Raw genomic sequence first — 25062 nt, forward strand, 5'->3', positions numbered from 1 at the left:
CGGGCGGACAAGCCACCGGACTTGAGGGCATTGAGAGGGATCAGATGGGAATCGAGGAGAAGCTGCCGAGCGGCTTTCTGCTCACCAGCGTGGAGGCCGCCGCGGGGTGGGTGCGGAAGGCGTCGCTCTTCCCCGCCACCTTCGGCCTGGCCTGCTGCGCGATCGAGATGATGACCACCGGCGCCGGCCGCTACGACCTGGCCCGGTTCGGCATGGAGGTGTTCCGCGGCTCGCCGCGGCAGGCCGACCTGATGATCGTGGCCGGGCGGGTCAGCCAGAAGATGGCGCCGGTGCTGCGGCAGGTCTACGACCAGATGGCCAACCCGAAGTGGGTCATCTCGATGGGCGTGTGCGCCTCCTCCGGCGGCATGTTCAACAACTACGCGATCGTCCAGGGCGTCGACCACATCGTCCCCGTGGACATCTACCTGCCGGGCTGCCCGCCCCGTCCGGAGATGCTGATGGACGCGATCCTCAAGCTGCACGAGAAGATCCAGCAGGAGAAGCTCGGCGTGAACCGCCGCCGGGCCGACGAGCTCGCCGAGGAGCTCGCCCTGCACGCCACCCCGACCAGCGAGATGGGCGGGCTGCTGCGATGAGCGACGAGACGAGCGGCGTCCCGGCCAGCCGCAAGGAGCAGCCGCACCGGGAGATCCCGGTCGAGGTGGTGGGCCGGCGCCAGGGCATGTTCGGCTCCCAGGACAGCGGCGACACCTCCGGCTTCGGCGGCCTGACCGCGCCGATCGCCCTCCCCGGTGCCTCCAGCCGGCCGTACGGCGGCTACTTCGACGAGGTGGCCGACGAGTTGGAGGGCGCCCTGGAGGAGCAGGGGCTGGTCGTCACCGACGTGATCGAGAAGACCGTCGTGGACCGCGGCGAGGCGACCTTCCACATCGCCCGCGAGCACCTGCTGGCGACCGTGCGCACCCTGCGCGACGACCCGGCGCTGCGCTTCGAGCTCTGCCTTGGGGTGAGCGGCGTGCACTACCCGCACGACAAGGGCCGCGAGCTGCACGCCGTCTACCACCTGCGCTCGATCACCCACAACCGGCTGATCCGGCTGGAGGTCACCGCGCCGGACGCGGACCCGACCGTCCCGTCGGTGGTCTCGGTCTACCCGACCAACGACTGGCACGAGCGCGAGACCTACGACTTCTTCGGCCTGGTCTTCGAGGGCCACCCGGGCCTGACCCGGATCATGATGCCGGACGACTGGCTGGGGCACCCGCAGCGCAAGGACTACCCGCTCGGAGGCATTCCCGTCGAGTACAAGGGCGCCCAGATTCCGGCGCCCGACCAGCGGAGGTCGTACACCTGATGAGCACGGAATACGAGGTCGGCGCCCGGGAGACCACCGAGGGCCGGGTGTTCACCGTCACCGGTGGCGACTGGGGCGACGTGGTCGAGGCGGCCGCCCGTGCGGACGACGAGCGGATCATCGTCAACATGGGCCCCCAGCACCCGTCCACCCACGGCGTGCTGCGGCTGATCCTGGAGATCGACGGCGAGACGGTGACCGAGGCCCGCTGCGGCATCGGCTACCTGCACACCGGCATCGAGAAGAACATGGAGTTCCGGACCTGGGTCCAGGGCACCACGTTCGTCACGCGCATGGATTACCTGACGCCGCTCTACAACGAGACGGCGTACTGCCTGGCCGTGGAGAAGCTGCTCGGGATCACCCAGGACGTGCCCGAACGCGCCACCGTCATCCGGGTGCTGATGATGGAGCTCAACCGCATCTCCTCCCACCTGGTGGCCCTCGCCACCGGCGGCATGGAGATCGGCTCCACCACCCTGATGATCTACGGCTTCCGCGACCGCGAAGTGGTCCTGGACATCTTCGAGCTGGTCACCGGCCTGCGAATGAACCACGCCTACGTCCGCCCCGGCGGGCTCGCCCAGGACCTGCCGCCCGGCGCCGTCGACCAGATCCGCGAGGGCGTCAAGCTGCTCCGCTCCCGGATGCACGAGTACGACAAACTCGCCACCGACAATCCGGTGTTCAAGGCCCGCCTGGTCGACGTCGGCCACCTGGACCTGGCCGGCTGCCTGGCGCTCGGCGCCACCGGCCCCATCCTGCGCTCCACCGGCCTGCCGCACGACCTGCGCAAGACCGACCCGTACTGCGGCTACGAGAACTACGACTTCGAGGTCGCGGTCGCCGACACCTGCGACTCCTACGGGCGGTTCCTGATCCGCCTGGAGGAGATGAAGCAGTCGCTGCGGATCGTCGAGCAGTGCCTGGACCGGCTGAAGCCGGGACCGGTCATGGTCGCCGACAAGAAGATCGCCTGGCCGGCCCAGCTGGCCGTCGGCCCGGACGGCATGGGCAACTCGCTCGACCACATCCGCAAGATCATGGGCACCTCGATGGAGGCCCTGATCCACCACTTCAAGCTGGTCACCGAGGGCTTCCGGGTCCCGGTCGGGCAGGCGTACGCGGCGGTCGAGTCGCCCAAGGGCGAGCTCGGGGTGCACGTGGTCAGCGACGGCGGGACGCGGCCCTACCGCGTCCACTTCCGCGACCCCTCGTTCACCAACCTGCAGACGATGGCGGCGATGTGCGAGGGCGGCCAGGTCGCCGACGTGATCGTCGCGGTGGCCGGGATCGACCCGGTGATGGGAGGCGTGGACCGGTGAGCAACTCGCCAGGAAGCATCGAACTCGGCCTGCCGGCCCTGCCGGCGAAGCCGTACCCGCCGGAGGTGCACGCCCGGCTCGCGGCCGACGCGAAGGAGCTGATCGGACGCTACCCGGTCGCCCGCTCCGCGCTGCTGCCGCTGCTGCACCTGGTCCAGGCGGAGGAGGGGTACGTCTCCGCGACCGGGATCCGCTTCTGCGCCGAGCAGGTGGACCTCACCACCGCCGAGGTCACCGCCGTGGCGACCTTCTACACCATGTACCGCCGCCGGCCGGCCGGGAAGTACCACGTCGGCGTCTGCACCAACACGCTCTGCGCGGTGCTCGGCGGCGACCAGATCTTCGACGAACTCAAGCAGCACCTCGGGATCGAGAACAACGAGACCACCGAGGACGGCGAGATCTCGATCGAGCACATCGAGTGCAACGCGGCCTGTGACTACGCCCCCGTGGTGATGGTCAACTGGGAGTTCTTCGACAACCAGACCCCGGACAGCGCCCGCGACCTGGTCGACCGGCTGCGGACCGGCGCCGAGGTGCAGCCCACCCGCGGCGCCCGGCTGTGCTCCTTCAAGGAGACCTCCCGGATCCTGGCCGGCTTCGCCGACGCGCGCGAGGGCGCGGTCGACGAGTCCGGCGCCGGCGGCGCCCCCTCGCTCGCGGGCCTGCGGCTCGCCAAGGGCGAGGCCCTGCCCGGCACCCACGGCACCAAGGTGGTATCCCCGCGGCACGAAGGGACGGAAGCGTGATGACCTCCGCCGAGCCGGCCGAGAAGCTGCTCTCACCGGTCCTCTCCGCCTCCTGGGACGACGACCGCCCCTGGACCCTCGCCACCTACCGCCGGCACGGCGGCTACGAGGGACTGCAGCGCGCGCTCGCCATGCCGCCGGACGACCTGATCGCCCTGGTCAAGGACTCCGGCCTGCGCGGCCGCGGCGGCGCAGGCTTCCCCACCGGCATGAAGTGGCAGTTCATCCCGCAGAACGACGGCAAGCCGCACTACCTGGTGGTCAACGCCGACGAGTCCGAGCCGGGCACCTGCAAGGACATCCCGCTGCTCTTCGCCAACCCGCACTCGCTGATCGAGGGCATGGTCATCGCGTCCTACGCGATCCGCTGCGACCACGCCTTCATCTACCTGCGCGGCGAGGTCGTCCCGGTGCTCCGCCGGCTGCACGCCGCGGTCGCCGAGGCGTACGAGGCCGGGTACCTCGGCAAGAACATCCTCGGCTCCGGCATCGACCTCGACATCACCGTCCACGCGGGCGCCGGGGCGTACATCTGCGGCGAGGAGACCGCGCTGCTGGACTCGCTGGAGGGCCGCCGCGGCCAACCCCGGCTGCGGCCCCCGTTCCCTGCGATCGCCGGCCTGTACGCCTGCCCGACCGTGGTCAACAACGTCGAGTCGATCGCCTCGGTGCCGCCGATCCTGGCCCGCGGCAAGGACTGGTTCAAGGCGATGGGCACCGAGAAGTCCGCGGGCTTCACCCTGTACTCGCTCTCCGGGCACGTCACCAACCCCGGCCAGTACGAGGCCCCGCTCGGCGTCACCCTGCGCCAGCTGCTGGACATCAGCGGCGGCATCCGGGCCGGGCACCGGCTGAAGTTCTGGACCCCGGGCGGCTCCTCCACCCCGATGTTCACCGACGAGCACCTCGACGTCCCCCTCGACTACGAGGGCGTCGGCGCGGCCGGCTCCATGCTCGGCACCAAGGCGCTGCAGGTCTTCGACGAGACCACCTGCGTGGTCCGCGCGGTCACCCGGTGGACCGAGTTCTACGCCCACGAGTCCTGCGGCAAGTGCACCCCCTGCCGCGAGGGCACCTACTGGTTGGTCCAGCTGCTCAAGCGGATCGAGGCCGGCCAGGGCGCCGCCGGCGACCTGGAGAAGCTGCTCGACATCGCCGACAACATCAACGGCAAGTCCTTCTGCGCGCTCGGCGACGGTGCCGCCAGCCCGATCGTCTCCTCGCTCCAGCACTTCCGCGAGGAGTACGAGCAGCACATCACCGAGCGCCGCTGCCCCTTCGACCCGGCGGCCTCCACCGTCTGGGCCGGCCGGGGACACGTCCACGAGTCCGCCACCGAGAGGGAGGTGCACGCGTGACCGTCACCGAGACCTCCACGGATCTCGTCACGCTCACCATCGACGGCGTCGAGGTCCAGGTCCCCAAGGGCACCCTGGTCATCCGCGCCGCCGAGCAGATCGGCACCCAGATCCCGCGCTTCTGCGACCACCCGCTGCTCGACCCGGCCGGCGCCTGCCGGCAGTGCATCGTCGAGGTCGAGGGCCAGCGCAAGCCGGTCGCCTCCTGCACCATCCCGGTGGCGGAGGGCATGGTGGTGCGCACCCAGGTCAGCTCACCGGTCGCCGAGAAGGCCCAGCGCGGCGTGATGGAACTGCTGCTGATCAACCACCCGCTGGACTGCCCGGTCTGCGACAAGGGCGGCGAATGCCCGCTGCAGAACCAGGCGATGTCCACCGGCGACGCGGAGTCGCGCTTCGAGGGCATGAAGCGCACCTACGAGAAGCCGATCCCGCTCTCCAGCCAGGTGCTGCTGGACCGCGAACGCTGCGTGCTGTGCGCCCGCTGCACCCGCTTCTCGCAGCAGATCGCCGGCGACCCGTTCATCGACCTGCTCGAGCGGGGCGCCCTCCAGCAGGTCGGCATCGGCAACGACGAGCCGCTGACCTCGTACTTCTCCGGCAACACCATCCAGATCTGCCCGGTCGGCGCGCTCACCTCGGCCGCCTACCGGTTCCGCTCCCGCCCGTTCGACCTGGTCTCCTCGCCGAGCGTGTGCGAGCACTGCTCGGCCGGCTGCGGCCAGCGCACCGACCACCGCCGCGGCAAGGTGCTGCGCCGGCTGGCCGGCAACGAGCCGGAGGTGAACGAGGAGTGGAACTGCGACAAGGGCCGGTTCGCCTTCCGCTACGCCCAGCAGCGCGACCGCTTCACCTCCCCGATGGTCCGGCAGGACGGTGAACTGGTCCCCGCCTCCTGGCCGGAGGCGCTCGCCAGGGCCGCCGAGGGCCTGCGCGGGGCGCGCGCCGCGGTGCTGGCCGGCGGCCGGGTGACCGTCGAGGACGCGTACGGCTACGCCAAGTTCGCCCGGATCGCGCTCGGCACCAACGACGTGGACTTCCGGTCCCGTCCGCACAGCGGCGAGGAGGCCGACTTCCTGGCTGTCGCCGTCGCCGGCCGGGGCGTCGACCTCGACGGCGGCGGCGTCTCCTACCGGCAGCTGGAGGCGGCCCCCGCCGTCCTGCTGGTCGGGCTGGAGGCCGAGGAGGAGGCGCCGATCGTCTTCCTGCGGCTGCGCAAGGCCAACCGCGCCACCGGACTGACCGTCTTCTCGATCGCCTCGCACGCCACCCGGGGCCTGGGCAAGCTGCGCGGCGCGCTGCTGCCCGCCGCCCCCGGCACCGAGGCCGAGTGGCTGGCCGCACTGGCCGGCGACGACGTCCTCGCCGACGACGCCGGGCGCTGCGCGGACGCGCTGCGCGGCTCCGGCTCGGTGATCCTGGTCGGCGAGCGGCTCGCCCAGGTGCCCGGCGGCCTGACCGCCGCGCTGCGCCTGGCCCACGCGACCGGGGCGAAGCTCGCCTGGGTGCCGCGCCGGGCCGGCGAGCGGGGCGCGGTGGAGGCGGGCGCCCTGCCCGGCCTGCTCCCCGGCGGCCGCGCGGTGACCGTGCTGGCCGCCCGGGCCGAGGCCGCCGCGGTCTGGGGGGTGGCCGACCTGCCGACCCGGCTCGGTCGCGACACCGACCAGATCCTGGCCGCCGCGGCCGGCGGCGACCTGGACGCGCTGGTGGTCGGCGGCGTCGGCGTGGACGACCTGCCGGACCCGGCCCTCGCCGAGCAGGCGCTGACCCGGGCCGCGTTCGTGGTCTCGCTGGAACTGCGGCCGTCCGCGGTCACCGAGCACGCCGACGTGGTGCTGCCGGTGGCGGCGGTCGCCGAGAAGGCCGGCACCTTCCTGGACTGGGAGGGCCGGGTGCGGATGTTCGAGCCCGCGCTCAAGGCCGACCAGCTGATGCAGCGCCACCTGCACGCCGACGTCCGGGTGCTGAGCATGCTGGCGGACGCGATGGACCGGCCGATCGGCCTGCCCGACGTCCGCGCCGCCCGTCTGGAGCTGGACCGTTTCGCCGCCTGGAGCGGCGACCGCCCGTCCGCCCCGGCCGCCCACCCGGCGCCGCTGCCCCGCCCGGCCACCGGCCAGGCGGTGCTGGCCGGCCACCGGATGCTGCTGGACAACGGCACCCTCCAGGAGGGCGAGCCGCATCTGGCCGGCACCCGCCACCCGGTGGTGGCCCGGCTGTCGGCCGCGACCGCCGAGGAGATCGGCGCGAGCGGCACCCTGCGGATCACCGGCCCGGCCGGCTCGCTGGTCCTCCCGCTGGAGGTCACCGACGCGATGCCGGACCGCACGGTCTGGCTGCCGCTCAACTCCACCCCGGGCGGCGGCGTCCACCGCACGCTCGGCACCACCGTCGGCCACCTGGTCACCATCGCCCCGGCGGAGGAGGCACGATGATGCTTGCCGCGTACGAGACCCTCGGCTTCTTCGGCCGCGACCCCTGGTGGCTGGTGCTGCTGAAGGCGGTGTTCGTCTTCGCCTTCCTGGTACTGACCGTGCTGATCGCGATCGTCTGGGAGCGCAAGGTCGTCGCCTGGATGCAGCTGCGCATCGGCCCGAACCGGCACGGCCCGTGGGGTCTGCTGCAGTCGCTGGCCGACGGCGTGAAGCTGGCGCTCAAGGAAGACCTGGTGGTGAAGAACGCCGACAAGGCGGTCTACATCCTGGCGCCGATCGTCTCCGCGATCCCGGCCTTCATGGCCTTCGCGGTGATCCCGTTCGGCCCGGCCAACGACGAGGTGTCGATCTTCGGCACCCGCACCCCGCTCCAGCTGACCGACCTGCCGATCGCGCTGCTGTACATCCTGGCGACCGCCTCGGTCGGCATCTACGGCATCGTCCTGGCGGGCTGGTCCTCCGGGTCCACCTACCCGCTGCTCGGCGGCATCCGCTCCTCCGCCCAGATGATCAGCTACGAGATCGCGATGGGCCTGGCCTTCGCGGCGGTGTTCATCTACTCCGGCTCGATGTCGACCTCGGAGATCGTCGCCGCCCAACAGCCCACCTGGTTCGCGGTGCTGCTGCCGGTGTCCTTCATCGTCTACATCATCGCCATGGTGGGCGAGACCAACCGGGCGCCGTTCGACCTCCCGGAGGCCGAGGGCGAGCTGGTCGGCGGCTTCAACACCGAGTACTCCTCGCTGAAGTTCGCGATGTTCATGCTGGCCGAGTACGTCAACATGGTGACCGTCTCGGCCGTCGCCTCCACCCTCTTCCTGGGCGGCTGGCGGGCGCCGTGGCCGATCTCCACCTTCTGGGCGGGCGCCAACCACGGCTGGTGGCCGATGCTCTGGATCATCATCAAGATCCAGCTGCTGCTCTTCTTCTTCATCTGGCTCCGCGGCACCCTGCCCCGGCTCCGCTACGACCAGTTCATGAAGCTGGGCTGGAAGATCCTGATCCCGGTCTCGCTGGTCTGGCTGGTGATGGTGGCCAGCGTCCGGGCGCTGCGCAACGAGGGCTACGACTTCGCCAACGTGGTGCTGTACGTGGGCGCGCCGCTGGGCGCGGTCCTGCTGATCGCCCTGGTGGTGGACCTGATGCGGCGCAAGCCCGAGGAGAAGCCCGAGGAGGACGGCGCCTTCGACCCGATGGCCGGCGGCTACCCCGTACCGCCGCTGCCCGGCCAGGAGCTTCCGCCCGTACCGCGCCGCCGCAGCCGGGCGCCGCAACTCCAGGACGCCCTCAACGGGGCCGACCATTCCGAAGGGAGCTGAGCCGCGATGACCGACGAGTCCTCCGCGAAGGCTGAGAAGTCGATCCTCGGCCCGGCCGCAGGCTTCGGCGTGACCTTCAAGGCCATGTTCAAGAAGCGGCTCACCGAGCAGTACCCGGAGTACAAGAAGCCCACCGCGCCGCGCTTCCACGGCCGACACCAGCTGAACCGGCACCCGGACGGGCTGGAGAAGTGCGTCGGCTGCGAGCTGTGCGCCTGGGCCTGCCCGGCCGACGCCATCTACGTGGAGGGCGCCGACAACCGGGACGAGGAGCGCTACTCGCCCGGGGAGCGCTACGGCGCGGTCTACCAGATCAACTACGCCCGCTGCATCCTGTGCGGCCTGTGCGTCGAGGCGTGCCCGACCCGGGCGCTGACCATGACCAACGAGTACGAGCTCGCCGACGACAGCCGGGCCGACCTGATCTTCACCAAGGAGCAGCTGCTGGTCGGGCTGACCGAGGGCATGGTCGACAGCCCGCACTCGATCTTCCCCGGCGCCGACGAGGGCGCGTACTACCGGGGCGAGATCACCGGCGCGGCGCCCGGCACGGTGCAGCAGGAGCGGCACCCGCACGAGAAGGAGGTGCAGTCATGACCTCCACCGGAGAGGCGTTCCAGTTCTGGATCCTCGCCGTGATCGCCGTCGGCGGTGCGCTCGGCATGCTGCTGATGCGCAAGGCGGTGCACAGCGCGCTCTGCCTGGCCGCCACCATGCTGTCGCTGGCGGTCTGCTACCTGGCCCAGGGCGCGGTGTTCCTGGGCGTGGTGCAGATCGTCGTCTACACCGGCGCGATCATGATGCTGTTCCTGTTCGTGGTGATGCTGGTCGGCGTCACCAGCGCCGACTCGCTCAAGGAGCAGCTGAAGGGCCAGCGGGTGGCCGCGGTGCTCTGCGGCCTCGGCTTCGGCGTGCTGCTGATCGCCGGGCTCGCCCACGCCAAGCTGTCGCACTTCACCGGGCTCTCGGAGGCCAACGCCGAGGGCAATGTGCAGGGCCTGGCCCGGCTGATCTTCACCAAGTACGTCTGGGCCTTCGAGATCACCGGCGCCCTGCTGATCACCGCGGCGGTCGGCGCGATGGTGCTGACCCACCGCGAGCGGGTCCGCGAGCGGATGACGCAGCGCCAGCTGGCCGCCCAGCGGGTCAGGGACAACATCCAGGTGCCGCCGATGCCCGCCCCCGGCGTGTACGCCCGGCACAACGCGGTGGACATCCCGGGCCTGCTGCCGGACGGCACCATCGCCGAGGACTCGGTGATGGGCACCCTGCGCGAGCGCGGCCAGATCCGCGACGTCAGCCAGGAGATGCTGCAGCGGATGGCCGAGCTGGAGGAGACCACCGCCGACTGGCTCGGCCGGCCGTCCTCGGCCCGTCCGCCGCTCACCGGGCCGCGCTCCGCGCTGGAGCCGGTCCCCCACGGTGCCGAATCGGAGGAGGCGGAGTGAATCCGGTCAACTACCTCTATCTCTCCGCCCTGTTGTTCACCATCGGTGCGTCCGGTGTGCTGATCCGGCGGAACGCGATCGTCCTGTTCATGTGCGTCGAGCTGATGCTCAACGCCTCGAACCTCGCCCTGGTCACCTTCTCCCGGATGCACGGCAACCTGGACGGCCAGATCATCGCGTTCTTCACCATGGTGGTCGCGGCGGCCGAGGTCGTGGTCGGCCTCGCCATCATCGTGACGATCTTCCGGACCAGGCACTCCGCTTCGGTCGATGACAGCAACCTGATGAAGCTGTAGGCGGAGGGCCTTCGGTGAACTCTCTCATTCCGCTGCTCGTAGCGGCGCCCCTGGTCGGCGCTGCCCTGCTGCTGCTCGGCGGCCGCGTACTGGACCGTTCCGGGCACTGGCTCGGCACCGCCGCCGCCGCGCTCTCGTTCGGCTTCGGCCTGGCCCTGTTCGCGGACATGCTGGGCCGGCCCGCCGACCAACGGGCCGTCCACGTGACGCTGTGGAGCTGGATCCCGGTGAACGGCTTCCAGGCCGACGTCGCCTTCCAACTCGACCAGCTGTCCATGACCTTCGTCCTGCTGATCACCGGCGTCGGCACCCTGATCCACCTGTACTCGGTGGGCTACATGGCCCACGACGAGCGCCGCCGCCGCTTCTTCGGCTACCTCAACCTGTTCCTCGCGGCCATGCTGCTGCTGGTGCTGGCCGACAACTACCTGCTGCTGTACGTCGGCTGGGAGGGCGTGGGCCTGGCCTCGTACCTGCTGATCGGCTTCTGGCAGCACAAGCCGAGCGCCGCGGTGGCCGCCAAGAAGGCGTTCATCGTCAACCGCGTCGGCGACATGGGCCTGTCGATCGCGATCATGCTGATGTTCGCCCAGTTCGGCACCTTCACCTTCGGCCCGGTGTTCCGCGCCGCGGGCGGGGCGAGCGAGGGCATGCTCACCGCGATCAGCCTGATGCTGCTGCTGGCCGCCTGCGGCAAGTCCGCCCAGGTGCCGCTGCAGTCCTGGCTCGGTGACGCGATGGAGGGCCCGACCCCGGTCTCGGCCCTGATCCACGCCGCCACCATGGTGACCGCCGGCGTCTACCTGATCACCCGCTCCTCGGCCATCTTCGACCAGGCGCCCGACGCGCAGTTGGTCGTGGTGGTGGTCGGCGCGGTCACCCTGCTCTTCGGTGCGATCGTCGGTTGCGCCAAGGACGACATCAAGAAGGCGCTGGCCGGCTCGACCATGTCGCAGATCGGCTACATGATCATGGCGGTCGGCCTCGGCCCGATCGGCTACCCCTTCGCGATCATGCACCTGGTGACCCACGGCTTCTTCAAGGCCGGACTCTTCCTCGGCGCCGGATCGGTCATGCACGGCATGAACGACGAGGTGAACATGCGTCACTACGGCGGCCTTCGGAAGTACATGCCGATCACCTTCGCCACCTTCGGCCTCGGCTACCTGGCGATCATCGGCTTCCCGGGCCTGTCCGGGTTCTTCTCCAAGGACAAGATCATCGAGGCGGCCTTCGCCAAGGGCAGCACCGAGGGCTGGATCCTCGGCCTGTGCGCCCTGATCGGCGCCTCGGTCACCGCGTTCTACATGACCCGGGTGATGCTGCTGACCTTCTTCGGCGAGAAGCGCTGGCAGCCCGACCCGGAGACCGGCGAGGAGCCGCACCCGCACGAGTCGCCCGCCACCATGACCGTCCCGATGATCGTGCTGGCCTTCGGCTCGGTCTTCGCCGGCGGCCTGTTCGCGATCGGCAACTCCTTCCTCAACTGGCTGGAGCCGGTCACCGGGCACGACGAGGGGCACTCGCCGCTCTCCCCGCTGACCATCACCCTGATCACCACGGTCTGCATGCTGGCCGGCGTCACGCTGGCCTACCTGATGTACGGCCGCTCCACCGTCCCGGTCACCCCGCCGGTCGGCTCCGCGCTCACCCGCGCCGCCCGCCGCGACCTGCTCCAGGACGACTTCAACCACGCCGTCCTGGTCCGCCCCGGCTCCGCCCTCGCCGCCACGCTGGTCTACTTCGACAGCAAGGGCCTGGACGGCTTCGTCAACGGCCTGGCCGCCACCATCGGCGGCATCTCCGCCCGGCTGCGGCACATCCAGACCGGGTTCGTCCGCTCCTACGCGCTCTCCATGTTCGGCGGCACGCTGGTGCTCGTCGCCTCCACTCTCCTGATGAGGTCGGTCTGATGAGCTACCTCCTCGCCGCCACCTGCGCGGTGCCGGCCGCGGGCGCGGTGCTCACCGCAGCCCTGCCGGCCGGCGACACCGGGGCCCGGCGCCGCACCATCAAGGCCGTGGCGCTCGCCGTCTCGGCCGCCACCCTCGCCCTGGCGGCCGCGGTGGCCGCCTCCTTCGAACCCGGCGGGCCGCGCTACCAGCTGACCGAGTCGCACAGCTGGATCCGCTCCTTCGGCATCAGCTTCTCGCTCGGCGCCGACGGCATCGGCACCGTGCTCGTCCTGCTGACCGCCGTCCTGGTCCCGCTGGTCATGCTGGCCGGCTGGCACGACGCCGACCCCGTACAGACCGAGGGCACCTTCGAGTCCAAGCGCCGCACCCAGGGCTTCTTCGCGCTGATCCTCGCCGTCGAGGCGATGGTCGTCGTGTCCTTCCTGGCCACCGACGTCTTCGTGTTCTACGTCTTCTTCGAAGCCATGCTGATCCCGATGTACTTCCTGATCGGCGGCTTCGGCGACCGGGCCGGCGGACCGGAGGCGGCCCGCCAGCGCAGCTACGCCGCGGTCAAGTTCCTGCTGTACAACCTGCTCGGCGGCCTGGTGATGCTGGCCGCCGTGATCGGGCTGTACGTGATCGCCGCCGACCAGGGCCTCGCCACCTTCGACCTGCCGACGCTGACCGGCGCCATCGCAGACGGCAAGCTCTCCATCGACCCGACCGCGGAGAAGGCGCTGTTCCTCGGCTTCTTCTTCGCCTTCGCGGTCAAGGCCCCGCTCTGGCCGCTGCACACCTGGCTGCCCAACGCGATGGGCGAGGCCACCGCCGGCACCGCGGTGCTGATCACCGCCGTGGTCGACAAGGTCGGCACCTTCGCGATGCTCCGCTTCTGCCTCGGCCTCTTCCCGGACGCCTCCAAGACCTTCGCCCCGGCGATCCTGGTGCTCTCGCTGATCGGGATCGTCTACGGCGCCCTGGTCGCGGTCGCCCAGAAGGACATCAAGCGGCTGGTCGCCTACGCCTCGATCTCGCACTTCGGCTTCATCATCATGGGCATCTTCGCGATGACCAGCCAGGGCCAGACCGGCGCCACCCTCTACATGGTCAACCACGGCCTGGCCACCGCCGCCTGGATGCTGGTGGCGGGCTTCCTGATCTCCCGCCGCGGCTCGCGCCTGATCGCCGACTACGGCGGCGTGCAGAAGGTCGCGCCGATCCTGGCCGGCACCTTCCTGCTCGGCAACCTGGCCACCCTCTCGCTGCCCGGCATGGCGCCGTTCGTCAGCGAATTCCTCGTGCTGGTCGGCACCTTCACCCGCTACCCGGTGATCGGCATCATCGCCACCTTCGGCATCGTGCTCGCCGCCCTGTACGCGCTGCTGCTCTACCAGCGCACCATGACCGGCCCGGTCAAGGCCGGCGTGGAGAACGTCCCCGACCTGAAGGCCCGCGAACTGCTCGTGGTGGCCCCGCTGGTGGCACTGACCCTGCTGCTCGGCGTCTACCCGAAGCCGCTCACCGACATCGTCAACCCGGCGGTGGACGCCACCCTCTCCCAGGTCCACCAGTCCGACCCGGCACCGGCCCACCCGGTCGCCGCCACCACCGGAGGTGAGCAGAAGTGAGTTGGCTCGCTGCTGCGGGCGGCAACAGCCCCAGCATCCCCGCGCCGCACATCGAGTACGGCCAGCTCTCCCCGATGCTGGTGGTCTTCGGTGCGGCCCTGGTCGGCGTCCTGGTGGAGGCCTTCCTGCCCCGGCGCCGCCGCTTCACCGCCCAGGTCGGCGTCTCCCTGCTCGGCCTCGTCGGCGCCTTCGCCGCCGTGGTCGTGCTCGCCGCCCAGGGCCACGGCACCACCAAGGCCGGACTGCTCGCCATGGGCGCCGTCGCCATCGACGGCCCCGCGCTCTTCCTCCAGGGCGTCATCCTGCTCACCGCGGTCCTCGCCGTCCTCACCTACGCCGAGGGCCGCCTGGAGCCCCGCCTGAACGGCCACACCGTGGACGCCTTCGCGCCCCAGGGCGCGGCCGTCCCCGGCGGCGAGCAGGAGCGCGAGGCCACCCGGGAGGGCTTCCGCACCAGCGAGGTCTTCCCGCTCACCCTGTTCGCGGTCGGCGGCATGCTGCTCTTCCCCGCCGCCAACGACCTGCTGACCATGTTCGTGGCGCTGGAGGTGCTCTCCCTCCCGCTCTACCTGCTCTGCGCGCTGGCCCGCCGGCGCCGCCTGCTCTCCCAGGAGGCGGCGGTCAAGTACTTCCTGCTCGGCGCCTTCGCCTCGGCGTTCTTCCTGTTCGGCACCGCGCTGCTGTACGGCTACGCCGGCTCGGTGTCGCTGCCCGAGATCGCCGACGTGATCTCCGGCGTCGCCCCGGTCACCCCGGCGCTCGCCGTCACCACCCAGAACGACGCGCTGCTGCTGATCGGCCTGGCCATGCTCGCGGTCGGTCTGCTCTTCAAGGTCGGCGCGGTGCCGTTCCACTCCTGGACCCCGGACGTCTACCAGGGCGCGCCGACCCCGGTCACCGGCTTCATGGCCGCCGCCACCAAGACCGCCGCGTTCGGCGCCCTGCTCCGCCTCTTCTACGTCGCCTTCCCCGGCCTGCGCTGGGACTGGCGGCCGGTGATGTGGGGCGTGGCGATCCTGACCATGGTGGTCGGCGCGATCCTGGCCGTCACCCAGCAGGACGTGAAGCGCCTGCTGGCGTACTCCTCGATCGCCCACGCCGGCTTCATCCTCACCGGCATGATCGCCACCGACAAGCAGGGCCTGAGCGCCGTCCTCTTCTACCTGCTCGCGTACTCCTTCGTCACCCTCGGCGCCTTCGCCGTGGTGACCCTGGTCCGCGACTCCAAGGGCGAGGCCACCCACCTCTCCAGCTGGGCCGGCCTCGGCCGGCGCTCCCCCCTGCTGGCGGCGGTCTTCGCACTCTTCCTGCTCGCCTTCGCCGGCATCCCGCTGACCAGCGGCTTCACCGGGAAGTTCGCGGTCTTCCAGGCCGCGGCGGCCGGCGGGGCCACCCCGCTGGTCATCGTCGGTGTGCTCAGCTCGGCGGTCGCCGCGTTCTTCTACATCAGGGTCATCGTGCTGATGTTCTTCTCCGACCCGCAGCCCGGCGGCGCCTCCGTCGCCGTGCCCAGCCCACTGACCGCCACCGCCATCGCCGTCGGCGTGCTCGTCACGCTCGGCCTCGGCCTGCTCCCGCAGTACTTCCTCGACCTGGCGACCAAGGCCTCCGTCTTCGTCCGCTGACGCGTCCCCGGTCCGACCCCGCCCCTCCCGGGCGGGGTCGGACTGCTGTGCGGCGGGTGAATCCGGTGCCGGTGAAACGGTTCCGCGCTCGTTGGCCTGCCTACCCTCGGCCCATAGACTTGGGCTCAGGGAGGTGACCATGACGGCTGAACCGATCGACTGGCAGTACCCGCCCTCCGAGGGCTGGACGTACGACCAGGTCAAGGACCTCGATCTGCCCTTCGAGTTCGACTTGGTGGATGGGGCGATCGTGGTTCGTGGCATGACCAACCAGTGGCACGACACCGTGCGGGACGAGCTGTTCTTCGCTCTCAGGACCGCCCGGCGCGACCCCTACGAGGTCAACTCCGAGCGCTGTGTCCTGGTCGACCCGTACAACCCGCCGAAGCCCGACGTGGTCGTCTTCGACCGCACCGGTCTCGACTTCTTCACCTTGGAATGCGTCCCCGTCGCCTCGGTCGCCCTCGCCGTCGAGGTCGTGTCGCACGGCTCCCGCGGGGACGACCGCTTCCGCAAGCCCGGGATGTACGCCGAGGCCGGCGTCCCGTTCTTCTGGCGGGTCGAGCGTGGCGAGGACAACCTCCCGGTGGTCTACGAGTTCCACCTGGACGAGGAGACCGGAGTGTATGTCCCCGCCCCGGGGACGGCGGTCCACCACGGCAAACTGAGCACGGCGTTCCCCTTCCCCGTAGAGGTCGACCTGGCCCGGATCTTCCCCTCCTGACCTGCCTGGATCGATCCGAAGGGGGCCGGATCAGCACGCCCGTGCAGTGATCCACTCATGACCGGATACGCTGCCTTGTACGTGCAACGGCGGGGGTTAGGGACAGGCCCGCTGGATCGACCAGGGACAGGAGTGGTCTTCGTGACCGTCGTGGGGCCCTTCGGGCTGAGCGTGCAGGACCGCGATCTGACCCGTGACGTCCAGGCCGGGATGGACGCCGTGGAGGCCGCGCTCATCGGGGCGGTCAAGAGCGACGTCCCGTTCATCACCGTGACGGCCAGTCACCTCATCGAGGCCGGCGGCAAGCGCTTCCGCCCGCTGCTGGTGATGCTCGCCGCCCAGTTCGGCGACCCGTACGCCCCCGGCGTCGTCCCGTCCGCCGTCGTGGTCGAGCTGACCCACCTGGCGACCCTCTACCACGACGACGTCATGGACGAGGCCCCGGTCCGCCGCGGCGCCCCCAGCGCCAACAGCCGCTGGGACAACTCCGTCGCCATCCTCACCGGCGACTTCCTGTTCTCCCGCGCCTCCCAGGTGCTGTCCGACCTCGGCCCCGAAGCCGTCCGGATCCAGTCCGACGCCTTCGAACGGCTGGTCACCGGTCAGATCCTGGAGACCGCAGGGCCCCGCCCCGAGGACGACCCGCTCCGCCACTACCTCGACGTCATCTCCGGCAAGACCGGCTCGCTGATCGCCGTCTCCTGCCGCTTCGGCGCGATGATGGCCGGCGCCGAGTCCTGGGTGGTCGACACCCTCGCCCAGTACGGCGAGAAGATCGGCACCGCCTTCCAGCTCGCCGACGACGTCCTCGACATCGCCAGCGACGGCCACGAGTCCGGCAAGACCCCCGGCACCGACCTGCGCGAGGGCGTGCCCACCCTGCCCGTCCTGCTGCTGCGCCAGCTGCCCGCCGACCCCGAGGACGCCGACGACCTGCGCCTGCGGGAACTGCTCGACACCGACCTGGCGGCGGACGACGCGGCGCACGCGGAGGCCCTGCGACTGCTGCGCCGGCACCCGGCGCTGGAGCGGGCCCGCCGCGAGACGCTGCGCTACGCGGAGGAGGCCCGGGCGCTGCTGGAGCCGCTGCCGGAGTGCTCGGCGAAGGCGGCGCTGCAGGAGCTCTGCGACAGCGTGGCCATTCGGACCATGTGAGGTCGCCCCTGTTGTTACTCGGTAGGGTGACCGCATGTTGCGTGTCGTGATCGCCGAGGATTCCGTCCTGCTCCGCGAGGGCCTGACCCGCCTCCTCACCGACCGGGGCCTCGACGTGGTCGCCGGCGTCGGGGACGGCGAGGCGCTGCTGAAGACGGTGGACGACCTGGCCGCGGGCGGTGCGCTGCCGGACGTGGTGGTGGCGGACGTGCGGATGCCCCCGACCCACACCGACGAGGGCGTCCGGGCGTGCGTGGCACTGCGCGGGCGCTACCCGGACCTGGGCGTGCTGGTGCTGTCGCAGTACGTGGAGGAGCGGTACGCGGGCGAGCTGCTGGCGGGGTCGACCCGCGGGGTGGGCTACCTGCTGAAGGACCGGGTGGCGGAGGTTCGCGAGTTCGTGGACGCGGTGGTGCGGGTGGCGGGCGGCGGGACGGTGCTGGACCCGGAGGTGGTGCAGCAGCTGCTCAGTCGCAGCCGGCAGGGCGACACGCTGGCCGGGCTGACCCCGCGCGAGCGGGAGGTGCTGGGCCTGATGGCGGAGGGCCGGACCAACGCGGCGATCGCCAAGCAGTTGGTGGTCTCGGACGGCGCGGTGGAGAAGCACGTGTCGAACATCTTCCAGAAGTTCGGGCTGGGCCAGAGCCCGGAGGACCACCGCCGGGTGCTGGCGGTGCTGACGTACCTGGAGTCGTGATCCGTTCCCGTCCTGACCTGCGGGGAAGCCGCGGGGCCGCGGGGGCGTTGTCACTGGGTGGAAGGGCGCCGACGGGTCCTGCGACGACGGCGCGAAGCCGACTGCCGGAGTTCCCCTCCGGGCAGGCCCGGCCCGCTTAGGATGCGAATCGGTGCACCAGGCGGACGGGGCACACGGCTCACGCCCGCGGCTGGCGCCCACGAGGAGGTCCGCGGCAGTGACCAGTCAGGTCGATCAGTCAGAGGCAGTGGACGGCTCGGACGGGGAAGGCCGGTCGGGCCCGGTCCCTCCGCCGGGCACGGGTACACGCGCGGCGAAGCCGATCAGACGGCTGGACCGGGTGATCATCCGCTTCGCCGGCGACTCGGGTGACGGCATGCAGCTCACCGGTGACCGCTTCACCTCGGAGACGGCGGCGTTCGGCAACGACCTGTCCACCCTGCCGAACTTCCCGGCCGAGATCCGCGCTCCCGCCGGTACGCTGCCGGGCGTCTCGTCCTTCCAGCTGCACTTCGCCGACCACGACATCCTGACCCCGGGCGACGCGCCGAACGTGCTGGTGGCGATGAACCCGGCGGCGCTCAAGGCCAACCTGGCGGACCTGCCGCGCGGCGCGGAGATCATCGTCAACACGGACGAGTTCACCAAGCGGGCCCTGGCCAAGGTCGGCTGGTCGGCGGACCCGCTGGCGGACGGCTCGCTGGAGGCGTACCACCTGCACAAGGTGCCGCTGACCACACTGACCCTCCAGGCGCTGAAGGACAGCGGGCTGGCCCGCAAGGACGCCGAGCGGGCGAAGAACATGTTCGCGCTCGGGCTGCTGTCCTGGATGTACCACCGGCCGACCCACGGCACCGAGCGCTTCCTGCGCAGCAAGTTCGCCAAGAAGCCGGACATCGCCGAGGCGAACATCGCGGCGTTCCGGGCGGGCTGGAACTTCGGCGAGACGACCGAGGACTTCGCGGTCTCGTACGAGATCGCCCCGGCCACCCTGCCACCGGGCACGTACCGGAACATCTCCGGCAACCTGGCGCTGTCGTACGGGCTGATCGCGGCGGCGAAGCGGTCCGGGCTGCCGCTGTTCCTGGGGTCCTATCCGATCACCCCGGCGTCCGACATCCTGCACGAGCTGAGCCGGCACAAGAACTTCGGCGTCCGGACCTTCCAGGCGGAGGACGAGATCGCCGGCATCGGCGCGGCGCTGGGCGCGGCGTTCGGCGGTGCGCTGGGCGTGACCACCACCTCCGGTCCAGGCGTGGCGCTGAAGTCGGAGACGATCGGGCTGGCGGTGTCGCTGGAGCTGCCGCTGCTGGTGGTGGACATCCAGCGCGGTGGCCCGTCCACGGGCCTGCCGACCAAGACCGAGCAGGCCGACCTGCTGCAGGCGATGTTCGGCCGCAACGGCGAGGCGCCGGTGCCGATCGTGGCCCCGGCCACCCCCGCGGAGTGCTTCACGGCGGCCCTGGAGGCCGCCCGGATCGCGCTGACCTACCGCACCCCGGTGTTCCTGCTCTCGGACGGCTACCTGGCCAACGGCTCGGAGCCGTGGAAGATCCCCGGCGTCGACGAACTGCCCGATCTGACGGTGGAGTTCACCACCGAGCCGAACCGCCCGGACGGCAGCTTCTGGCCCTACCTGCGCGACCCGCAGACGCTGGCCCGCCCGTGGGCGGTGCCCGGCACGCCGGGCCTCGAGCATCGGATCGGTGGCATCGAGAAGCAGGACGGCACCGGCAACATCTCCTACGACCCGGCCAACCACGACTTCATGGTCCGCACCCGGCAGGCCAAGGTGGACGGCATCGCGGTGCCGGACGTGGTCGTTGACGACCCGGGCGGTACGGCCCGGGTGCTGGTGCTGGGCTGGGGCTCCACCTACGGCCCGATCACCGCGGCGGTCCGCCGGGTCCGGGCGGACGGCGGCGAGGTCGCCCAGGCCCACCTGCGCAACCTCAACCCCTTCCCGGCCAACCTCGGTGCGGTGCTGGCCGGTTACGACAAGGTGATCGTCCCGGAGATGAACCTCGGTCAACTCGCCCTGCTGCTCAGGGCCAAGTACCTCGTGGACGCGCAGTCCTACAACCAGGTGCGCGGACTCCCCTTCAAGGCAGCCCAGTTGGCGGACGTGCTGTGGGCGGCGATCGGCAACCTGGACGAGGAGGGCCGGCGATGACCGAGGACAGGTTCCCCTCGCTGCGGCTGGTGCCCAAGAGCGACGAGCCGCAGACCGCGAAGGACTTCAAGACCGACCAGGAGGTGCGCTGGTGCCCCGGCTGCGGGGACTACGCGATCCTGGCCGCCGTGCAGTCCTTCATGCCCGAGCTCGGCATCCGCCGGGAGAACACCGTCTTCGTCTCCGGCATCGGCTGCTCCTCGCGCTTCCCGTACTACATGAACACCTACGGGATGCACTCCATCCACGGCCGCGCCCCGGCGATCGCCACCGGCCTGGCCGCCTCCCGGCCCGACCTGTCGGTCTGGGTGGTCACCGGCGACGGCGACGCGCTCTCGATCGGCGGCAACCACCTGATCCACGCGCTGCGGCGGAACGTCAATCTGAAGATCCTGCTGTTCAACAACAGGATCTACGGACTGACCAAGGGCCAGTACTCGCCGACCAGTGAACTCGGGAAGATCACCAAGTCCACGCCGATGGGCTCGCTCGACGCCCCATTCAACCCGCTGTCGCTGGCCATCGGCGCCGAGGCCACCTTCGTGGCCCGCACCATCGACTCCGACCGCCAGCACCTCACCTCGGTGCTGCGCGCGGCGGCCGAGCACGAGGGCACCGCCCTGGTGGAGATCTACCAGAACTGCAACATCTTCAACGACGGCGCCTTCGAGGTGCTCAAGGAGCCCGGCACCCGGGACGAGGCGCTGATCCGCCTGGAGCACGGCAGGCCGATCCGCCTCGGCGCCGAGCAGGGCGTCTTCCGCGGCCCGGACGGCGGCCTGCACCTGGAGGCCGTCACCGAGGCGAACCAGGACCGGATCCTGGTCCACGACGCGGGCGCCGCCAACCCGGCCACCGCCTTCGCCCTCACCCGCCTCGCCGACGCCGATACCCTCCACCACACCCCGATCGGCGTCCTGCGGGACGTCCGGCGGCCGGTGTACGACACCCTGATGGCCGAGCAGTTGGACCGCGCGGCCGCCGACCGGGGCGAGGGCGACCTGGCCGCTCTGCTCACCGGGAGCGACACCTGGACGGTGGCCTGACCGCAGGGGCGCAGGCCGCAGGGGCGCGGGCCTCGGCCCGCGCCCCTCGGGCGTCTCACCGCTGCGGCCGCGCCCCGTCGTACTGCTCGCGGGCCTGCTCCACGGCCGCCATCGACCGGTACACCCACAGGGTCAGCGCGCCGAGCGCCTCGGCGGCCTCCCGGCCGAGGTCGGTCAGGCTGTAGTCGACCCGCGGCGGGATGACCGGGTGCGCCTCGCGGTGGACCAGTCCGTCGCGCTCCAGGGTCTGCAGGGTCTGCGCGAGCATCTTCTCGCTCACCCCGGTGATGTGGCGGCGCAGCTCGCTGAACCGGTAGCCGCGCTCCTGCAGCGCCGAGAGCACCAGGACGCCCCAGCGGCTGGTGACGTGCTCCAGCACGATCCGCGACGGGCAGTTCAGGTCGTACAGGTCGGGAATCTGCTCGCTTACCTTCACGTCAGTACCGTACTTCAAAGTGCGTACTTTCTCTTGGTTAGTGTCCAGCCTACGGTGGTGGTCGAAGCGAGAAACCGCACGAGGGAGCAGAGATGATCGTCGTCACCGGAGCCACCGGACAGCTCGGCCGGCTGGTCGTGGAGGGCCTGCTGGCCAAGGTCCCGGCCGCGGAACTGGCGGTGGCCGTCCGCTCGCCGCAGAAGGCGGCCGACTGGGCCGCCCGCGGGGTCACCGTCCACCGGGTCGACTACGACGAGCCCGCCACGCTGGCCGCCGCCTTCGCGGCCGGCGACCGGGTGCTGCTGATCTCCGGCAGCGAGGTCGGCGCGCGCGTGCCGCAGCACACCGCGGTGGTCGAGGCGGCCCGGGCGGCGGGCGTGGCGCTGCTCGCGTACACCGGCATCCTGGGCGGTGACGAGGCCTCCTTCGCGCTGGCCGACGAGCACAAGGCGACCGAGGCGGCGATCCGCGCCTCCGGCCTGCCCTTCGTCTTCCTGCGCAACGGCTGGTACACCGAGAACTACACCGCCAACGCGGCCGGCAGCGTCGCGCACGGCGCCGTCCTGGGCAGCAACGGCGACGCCCGGATCGCCACCGCCGCCCGCCGCGACTACGCGGACGCCGCCGTCGAGGTGCTCACCGGCGAGGGCCACGAGGGGCGGGCGTACGAGCTGAGCGGCGACACGGCCTGGAGCTTCTCCGAGTACGCGGCCGAGCTGGCCGCGCACTCCGGTCGCCCGGTGGCCTACCGGGACCTGGGTGCCGAGGAGCACCGGCAGGCGCTGATCGGCCTCGGCCTGCCGGAGGGCTTCGCGACGATCCTGGTGGACGTGGACGCCGCCATCGCCCGCGGCGAACTGGCCCGCGACCGGGGCGAGTTGGGCCGGCTGATCGGCCGCCCGACCACCCCGATGGCCGAGACGGTTCGGGCGGCACTGGCGGGCTGAGAGCGGACCCGCGCGGGGTCCGACGGGGCGCCCGTGACGGAACTGTCATGACCAAACCTGAGATACGGAGATGACAGCTCTGCCCTCGGCCCGCTACCGTCGAGCGGACGAACAGCACGCGCGGAGGGCAGGCCGGCATGGCGGAGACCACGGGACGGGAGGCCCGGACCGGGCTCTGGAACGGATTCGCCGCGTACGGCATCTGGGGGCTGTTCCCGCTCTTCTGGCCGCTGCTGGAGCCCGCCGGCGCCGCTGACATCCTCGCCAACCGGATGACCTGGTCCCTGGTGGCGGTCGCCCTGATGCTGCTGGTCCAGCGCCGCTGGGCATGGATCAGGCCGCTGCTCGCCCAGCCCCGCCGGCTCGCCCTCTCCGCCCTCGCCGCCGCGGTCATCTCGGTCAACTGGGGCGTCTACATCTGGGGCGTGAACTCCGGCCACGTGGTCGAGACCAGCCTCGGCTACTTCATCAACCCGCTGGTCACCATCGCCTTCGGCGTCCTGGTGCTGCGCGAGCGGCTGCGCCGGGCCCAGTGGGTCGCGGTCGGCATCGGCGCGGCGGCGGTCGCGGTGCTCTCGCTCGCCTACGGGCGGCTGCCCTGGATCGCCCTCACCCTGGCCCTCTCCTTCGCCACCTACGGCCTGCTGAAGAAGAAGATCGCCCTCGGCGGCCTGGAGAGCCTCGCGCTGGAGAGCGCCGCCATGTTCCCCTTCGCGGTGGCCTACCTGGTCTACCTGGCCGCCACCGGCCAGGGCACCCTCGGCCGGACCGTGGCCGGCGAGTACGGCTGGGGCCACTCCGGTCTGCTGATGCTCAGCGGACTGATCACCGCCGTCCCGCTGATGTGCTTCGGCGCGGCCGCCGTCCGGGTCCCGCTGACCACCCTCGGACTGCTCCAGTACCTGGCCCCGGTGTTCCAGTTCCTGATCGGCGTCGCGGTCTTCCACGAGTCCATGCCGCCCGCCCGCTGGGCCGGCTTCGCCCTGGTCTGGGCCGCCCTCGCGGTCCTCACCTGGGACGCGCTGCGCCGGGTCCGCGCCGAGCGGACGACCGCCGCACGGCGGACGGCCGTGGCCGACACCGTCCCCGACCCCGCGGTGGCCGCCGAAACCGCGAGCTGAGCACTGCCGGACGGCGGGAGGCTCAGGCGCCCGGCGGGAGGCTCAGGCGCCGCCCGCCAGGTCGGTTCCCAGCCGCGCCGGGTCCCGGTGGGCCAGGAACGCCTTCAGCGCCTCGTCCACCGCCGCCCGCCGCCCGGCCCCGAGCAGACCGCCGTGGGCCAGCGAGTCCAGCGGGCGACCGCCGTCCCACTGCTCGAGCGACCAGCGCGGGTACGGACCGAACAGCGCCCGCGCCGACTCCGGCAGACCGGTTCGGGCCGGCACCGCGCCGCGGGCCCCGTTCAACGCCAACTGCCCGTCCAGGCTGCCGCACTCCGCCAACCAGGCCAGCGCCGCCCGCCGGTGCCGGGCCCCCCGGGGCAGGGTGAACGCGTCCACCCGGCACTGGAACACCCCGTCCGTCCCCGGCGCCACCGCCCACCGGTAGCCGGTGGACGGCCGCAGGCCGAGCGTCTCGCGCAGCGCACCCTCCGCCCAGTCCCCGGTCAGTTGGTAGCCCGCCCGGTCGGTGCCGACCAGCCGGGTCGCCTCCGCCCAATCCTCGCCCGCGTCCACCTCGCCGGCCAGCGCCAGCACCGCCGCCAGATCGTGCAGCGCCCCCGCGACCCGCGGCCCCGACCAGTCGGCGCCCGGCTGCCACAGCGCCGTCCACGCCTGCGGGCCGAGCGCGGCCAGCAGCAGCGTCTCCAGCCACTGCGCCACCCCCTGCAGCCCGCCCACCGCGAGCGGCAGCAGGCCCGCCGCCGCGACCCGCCGCAGACCCGCCAGCAACTCGGTCACCGAACGCGGCGCCGGATCGGCCCCGGCCTCGTCCAGCACCGCGGGGGAGGACCAGAGCAGATTGGCCCGGCGCACCCCCGCCGGGACCGCGTAGTACCCGCCGCGCACCCGCAACCGGGGCAGCAGCGCCGGCGGCAGGACGTCCTCCCAGCCCTGCTCGGCGAACAGCGCGTCCAGGCACTCTAGCCGGCCGTCGGCCACCTGCGCGGCCAACTCCTCGCCGCCGCGGCAGTGGAAGCTGTCCGGCGGGTCCCCGGCCGCCAGCCGGCGCTCCAGCGCCGCCCCCGCATCGACGGCGGCCGAGCCCTCCGTGAAGGTGACGTCCGGCGCCCGGCCCTTGAAGTCGGCCAGCAGCGCGAGCAGGCCGTTGGCCTCCGCCCCCGACGTCCACGGGGTGCACACCTCCAGCAGCCCCGCCGGACCCGCCCCGTCGGCCCGCGCCGCCGACGCCCGGGTGCACCGCGCCAGCAGCGACCCGCCGGCCACCGCGGCACCGGCCAGCAGGAGTCTTCGACGACGGATCGACACGGTGCTCCAGAGGGACGGACGGACGGCGGGAGAGGGCGGTGCCAGCGGCATCCCAC

The 25062-nt window shown here is 71.6% G+C and carries 22 protein-coding genes; 20 read left to right on the forward strand and 2 right to left on the reverse strand.

Going from position 1 to position 25062, the window contains the following annotated elements:
• Window positions 1-44 precede the first annotated feature (44 nt).
• From FHR36_RS01390 to FHR36_RS01475, 18 genes are all read left to right on the forward strand, one after another.
• Window positions 45-599 carry a NuoB/complex I 20 kDa subunit family protein gene (locus tag FHR36_RS01390; protein WP_253792997.1) on the forward strand — a complete coding sequence of 185 codons (555 nt, stop codon included), beginning with the start codon at window positions 45-47 and terminating at the stop codon, window positions 597-599.
• Entirely contained in the window at window positions 596-1318 is a 723-nt protein-coding gene (locus FHR36_RS01395) for an NADH-quinone oxidoreductase subunit C (protein WP_253792999.1), read from the forward strand. Before FHR36_RS01390 ends, FHR36_RS01395 begins: the two co-directional genes overlap by 4 nt.
• Window positions 1318-2643 (forward strand): NADH-quinone oxidoreductase subunit D, encoded by a 1326-nt coding sequence (locus FHR36_RS01400; protein ID WP_253793001.1) that lies wholly within the window; start codon window positions 1318-1320, stop codon window positions 2641-2643. Before FHR36_RS01395 ends, FHR36_RS01400 begins: the two co-directional genes overlap by 1 nt.
• Window positions 2640-3392 carry an NADH-quinone oxidoreductase subunit NuoE gene (nuoE, locus tag FHR36_RS01405; protein WP_253793003.1) on the forward strand — a complete coding sequence of 251 codons (753 nt, stop codon included), beginning with the start codon at window positions 2640-2642 and terminating at the stop codon, window positions 3390-3392. The genes FHR36_RS01400 and nuoE overlap by 4 nt, the downstream gene beginning before the upstream one ends.
• Entirely contained in the window at window positions 3392-4750 is a 1359-nt protein-coding gene (nuoF, locus tag FHR36_RS01410) for an NADH-quinone oxidoreductase subunit NuoF (protein WP_253793005.1), read from the forward strand. The genes nuoE and nuoF overlap by 1 nt, the downstream gene beginning before the upstream one ends.
• On the forward strand, window positions 4747-7185 hold the full coding sequence (locus FHR36_RS01415) for an NADH-quinone oxidoreductase subunit G (protein ID WP_253793006.1): 2439 nt from the start codon (window positions 4747-4749) through the stop codon (window positions 7183-7185). Before nuoF ends, FHR36_RS01415 begins: the two co-directional genes overlap by 4 nt.
• On the forward strand, window positions 7182-8504 hold the full coding sequence (gene nuoH / locus FHR36_RS01420) for an NADH-quinone oxidoreductase subunit NuoH (protein ID WP_253793007.1): 1323 nt from the start codon (window positions 7182-7184) through the stop codon (window positions 8502-8504). The genes FHR36_RS01415 and nuoH overlap by 4 nt, the downstream gene beginning before the upstream one ends.
• 6 nt (window positions 8505-8510) lie before the next feature.
• Entirely contained in the window at window positions 8511-9101 is a 591-nt protein-coding gene (gene nuoI / locus FHR36_RS01425) for an NADH-quinone oxidoreductase subunit NuoI (RefSeq protein WP_253793008.1), read from the forward strand.
• Window positions 9098-9952 carry an NADH-quinone oxidoreductase subunit J gene (locus FHR36_RS01430; RefSeq protein WP_253793009.1) on the forward strand — a complete coding sequence of 285 codons (855 nt, stop codon included), beginning with the start codon at window positions 9098-9100 and terminating at the stop codon, window positions 9950-9952. Before nuoI ends, FHR36_RS01430 begins: the two co-directional genes overlap by 4 nt.
• Window positions 9949-10248 carry an NADH-quinone oxidoreductase subunit NuoK gene (gene nuoK, locus FHR36_RS01435; RefSeq protein WP_253793010.1) on the forward strand — a complete coding sequence of 100 codons (300 nt, stop codon included), beginning with the start codon at window positions 9949-9951 and terminating at the stop codon, window positions 10246-10248. Before FHR36_RS01430 ends, nuoK begins: the two co-directional genes overlap by 4 nt.
• A gap of 14 nt (window positions 10249-10262) precedes the next feature.
• Window positions 10263-12161 carry an NADH-quinone oxidoreductase subunit L gene (nuoL, locus tag FHR36_RS01440; protein ID WP_253793011.1) on the forward strand — a complete coding sequence of 633 codons (1899 nt, stop codon included), beginning with the start codon at window positions 10263-10265 and terminating at the stop codon, window positions 12159-12161.
• On the forward strand, window positions 12161-13774 hold the full coding sequence (locus tag FHR36_RS01445; RefSeq protein WP_253793014.1) for an NADH-quinone oxidoreductase subunit M: 1614 nt from the start codon (window positions 12161-12163) through the stop codon (window positions 13772-13774). Before nuoL ends, FHR36_RS01445 begins: the two co-directional genes overlap by 1 nt.
• A complete protein-coding gene (nuoN, locus tag FHR36_RS01450) occupies window positions 13771-15399 on the forward strand; it encodes an NADH-quinone oxidoreductase subunit NuoN (RefSeq protein ID WP_253793016.1) in 1629 nt (542 codons plus the stop codon). The genes FHR36_RS01445 and nuoN overlap by 4 nt, the downstream gene beginning before the upstream one ends.
• A gap of 139 nt (window positions 15400-15538) precedes the next feature.
• On the forward strand, window positions 15539-16123 hold the full coding sequence (locus FHR36_RS01455; RefSeq protein ID WP_253793018.1) for a Uma2 family endonuclease: 585 nt from the start codon (window positions 15539-15541) through the stop codon (window positions 16121-16123).
• A 141-nt stretch (window positions 16124-16264) separates the two neighbouring features.
• Window positions 16265-17278, forward strand: coding sequence for a polyprenyl synthetase family protein (locus FHR36_RS01460; RefSeq protein WP_253793020.1), 1014 nt, complete (start codon window positions 16265-16267; stop codon window positions 17276-17278).
• A 34-nt stretch (window positions 17279-17312) separates the two neighbouring features.
• Entirely contained in the window at window positions 17313-17975 is a 663-nt protein-coding gene (locus FHR36_RS01465) for a response regulator transcription factor (RefSeq protein ID WP_301329674.1), read from the forward strand.
• 217 nt (window positions 17976-18192) lie between these two features.
• Entirely contained in the window at window positions 18193-20148 is a 1956-nt protein-coding gene (locus tag FHR36_RS01470; protein ID WP_253793022.1) for a 2-oxoacid:acceptor oxidoreductase subunit alpha, read from the forward strand.
• Window positions 20145-21194: a 2-oxoacid:ferredoxin oxidoreductase subunit beta gene (locus tag FHR36_RS01475; protein ID WP_253793024.1), complete on the forward strand. Its 1050-nt coding sequence runs from the start codon at window positions 20145-20147 to the stop codon at window positions 21192-21194. Before FHR36_RS01470 ends, FHR36_RS01475 begins: the two co-directional genes overlap by 4 nt.
• Before the next feature lie 55 nt (window positions 21195-21249).
• On the opposite strand, the gene FHR36_RS01480 is transcribed toward FHR36_RS01475, so the two are convergent.
• Window positions 21250-21630 carry a winged helix-turn-helix transcriptional regulator gene (locus FHR36_RS01480; RefSeq protein ID WP_253793026.1) on the reverse strand — a complete coding sequence of 127 codons (381 nt, stop codon included), beginning with the start codon at window positions 21628-21630 and terminating at the stop codon, window positions 21250-21252.
• Window positions 21631-21722: 92 nt separating this feature from the next.
• On the opposite strand from FHR36_RS01480, the gene FHR36_RS01485 reads away from it, so the two are divergent.
• Together FHR36_RS01485 and rarD are read left to right on the forward strand one after the other, a co-directional pair.
• Window positions 21723-22577, forward strand: a complete 855-nt coding sequence (locus tag FHR36_RS01485) for an NAD(P)H-binding protein (RefSeq protein WP_253793027.1) — start codon at window positions 21723-21725, stop codon at window positions 22575-22577.
• Window positions 22578-22714: 137 nt separating this feature from the next.
• On the forward strand, window positions 22715-23698 hold the full coding sequence (gene rarD, locus FHR36_RS01490) for an EamA family transporter RarD (protein WP_253793028.1): 984 nt from the start codon (window positions 22715-22717) through the stop codon (window positions 23696-23698).
• A gap of 42 nt (window positions 23699-23740) precedes the next feature.
• On the opposite strand, the gene FHR36_RS01495 is transcribed toward rarD, so the two are convergent.
• Complete coding sequence (locus tag FHR36_RS01495) at window positions 23741-25006, reverse strand: ABC transporter substrate-binding protein (RefSeq protein ID WP_253793029.1); 1266 nt, start codon at window positions 25004-25006, stop codon at window positions 23741-23743.
• Window positions 25007-25062 lie beyond the last annotated feature (56 nt).

The organism is Kitasatospora cinereorecta, assembly GCF_024172095.1.
Taxonomy (GTDB): Bacteria; Actinomycetota; Actinomycetes; order Streptomycetales; family Streptomycetaceae; genus Kitasatospora; species Kitasatospora cinereorecta.

Excerpts from the sequence above, each read along its gene's own strand:
- FHR36_RS01390 (WP_253792997.1), top strand. The coding sequence starts at position 45 with ATGGGAATCGAGGAGAAGCTGCCGAGCGGCTTTCTGCTCACCAGCGTG.
- FHR36_RS01395 (WP_253792999.1), top strand. The coding sequence starts at position 596 with ATGAGCGACGAGACGAGCGGCGTCCCGGCCAGCCGCAAGGAGCAGCCG.
- FHR36_RS01400 (WP_253793001.1), top strand. The coding sequence starts at position 1,318 with ATGAGCACGGAATACGAGGTCGGCGCCCGGGAGACCACCGAGGGCCGG.
- nuoF (WP_253793005.1), top strand. The coding sequence starts at position 3,392 with ATGACCTCCGCCGAGCCGGCCGAGAAGCTGCTCTCACCGGTCCTCTCC.
- nuoH (WP_253793007.1), top strand. The coding sequence starts at position 7,182 with ATGATGCTTGCCGCGTACGAGACCCTCGGCTTCTTCGGCCGCGACCCC.
- nuoI (WP_253793008.1), top strand. The coding sequence starts at position 8,511 with ATGACCGACGAGTCCTCCGCGAAGGCTGAGAAGTCGATCCTCGGCCCG.
- FHR36_RS01430 (WP_253793009.1), top strand. The coding sequence starts at position 9,098 with ATGACCTCCACCGGAGAGGCGTTCCAGTTCTGGATCCTCGCCGTGATC.
- FHR36_RS01445 (WP_253793014.1), top strand. The coding sequence starts at position 12,161 with ATGAGCTACCTCCTCGCCGCCACCTGCGCGGTGCCGGCCGCGGGCGCG.
- FHR36_RS01455 (WP_253793018.1), top strand. The coding sequence starts at position 15,539 with ATGACGGCTGAACCGATCGACTGGCAGTACCCGCCCTCCGAGGGCTGG.
- FHR36_RS01465 (WP_301329674.1), top strand. The coding sequence starts at position 17,313 with ATGTTGCGTGTCGTGATCGCCGAGGATTCCGTCCTGCTCCGCGAGGGC.
- FHR36_RS01475 (WP_253793024.1), top strand. The coding sequence starts at position 20,145 with ATGACCGAGGACAGGTTCCCCTCGCTGCGGCTGGTGCCCAAGAGCGAC.
- FHR36_RS01485 (WP_253793027.1), top strand. The coding sequence starts at position 21,723 with ATGATCGTCGTCACCGGAGCCACCGGACAGCTCGGCCGGCTGGTCGTG.
- rarD (WP_253793028.1), top strand. The coding sequence starts at position 22,715 with ATGGCGGAGACCACGGGACGGGAGGCCCGGACCGGGCTCTGGAACGGA.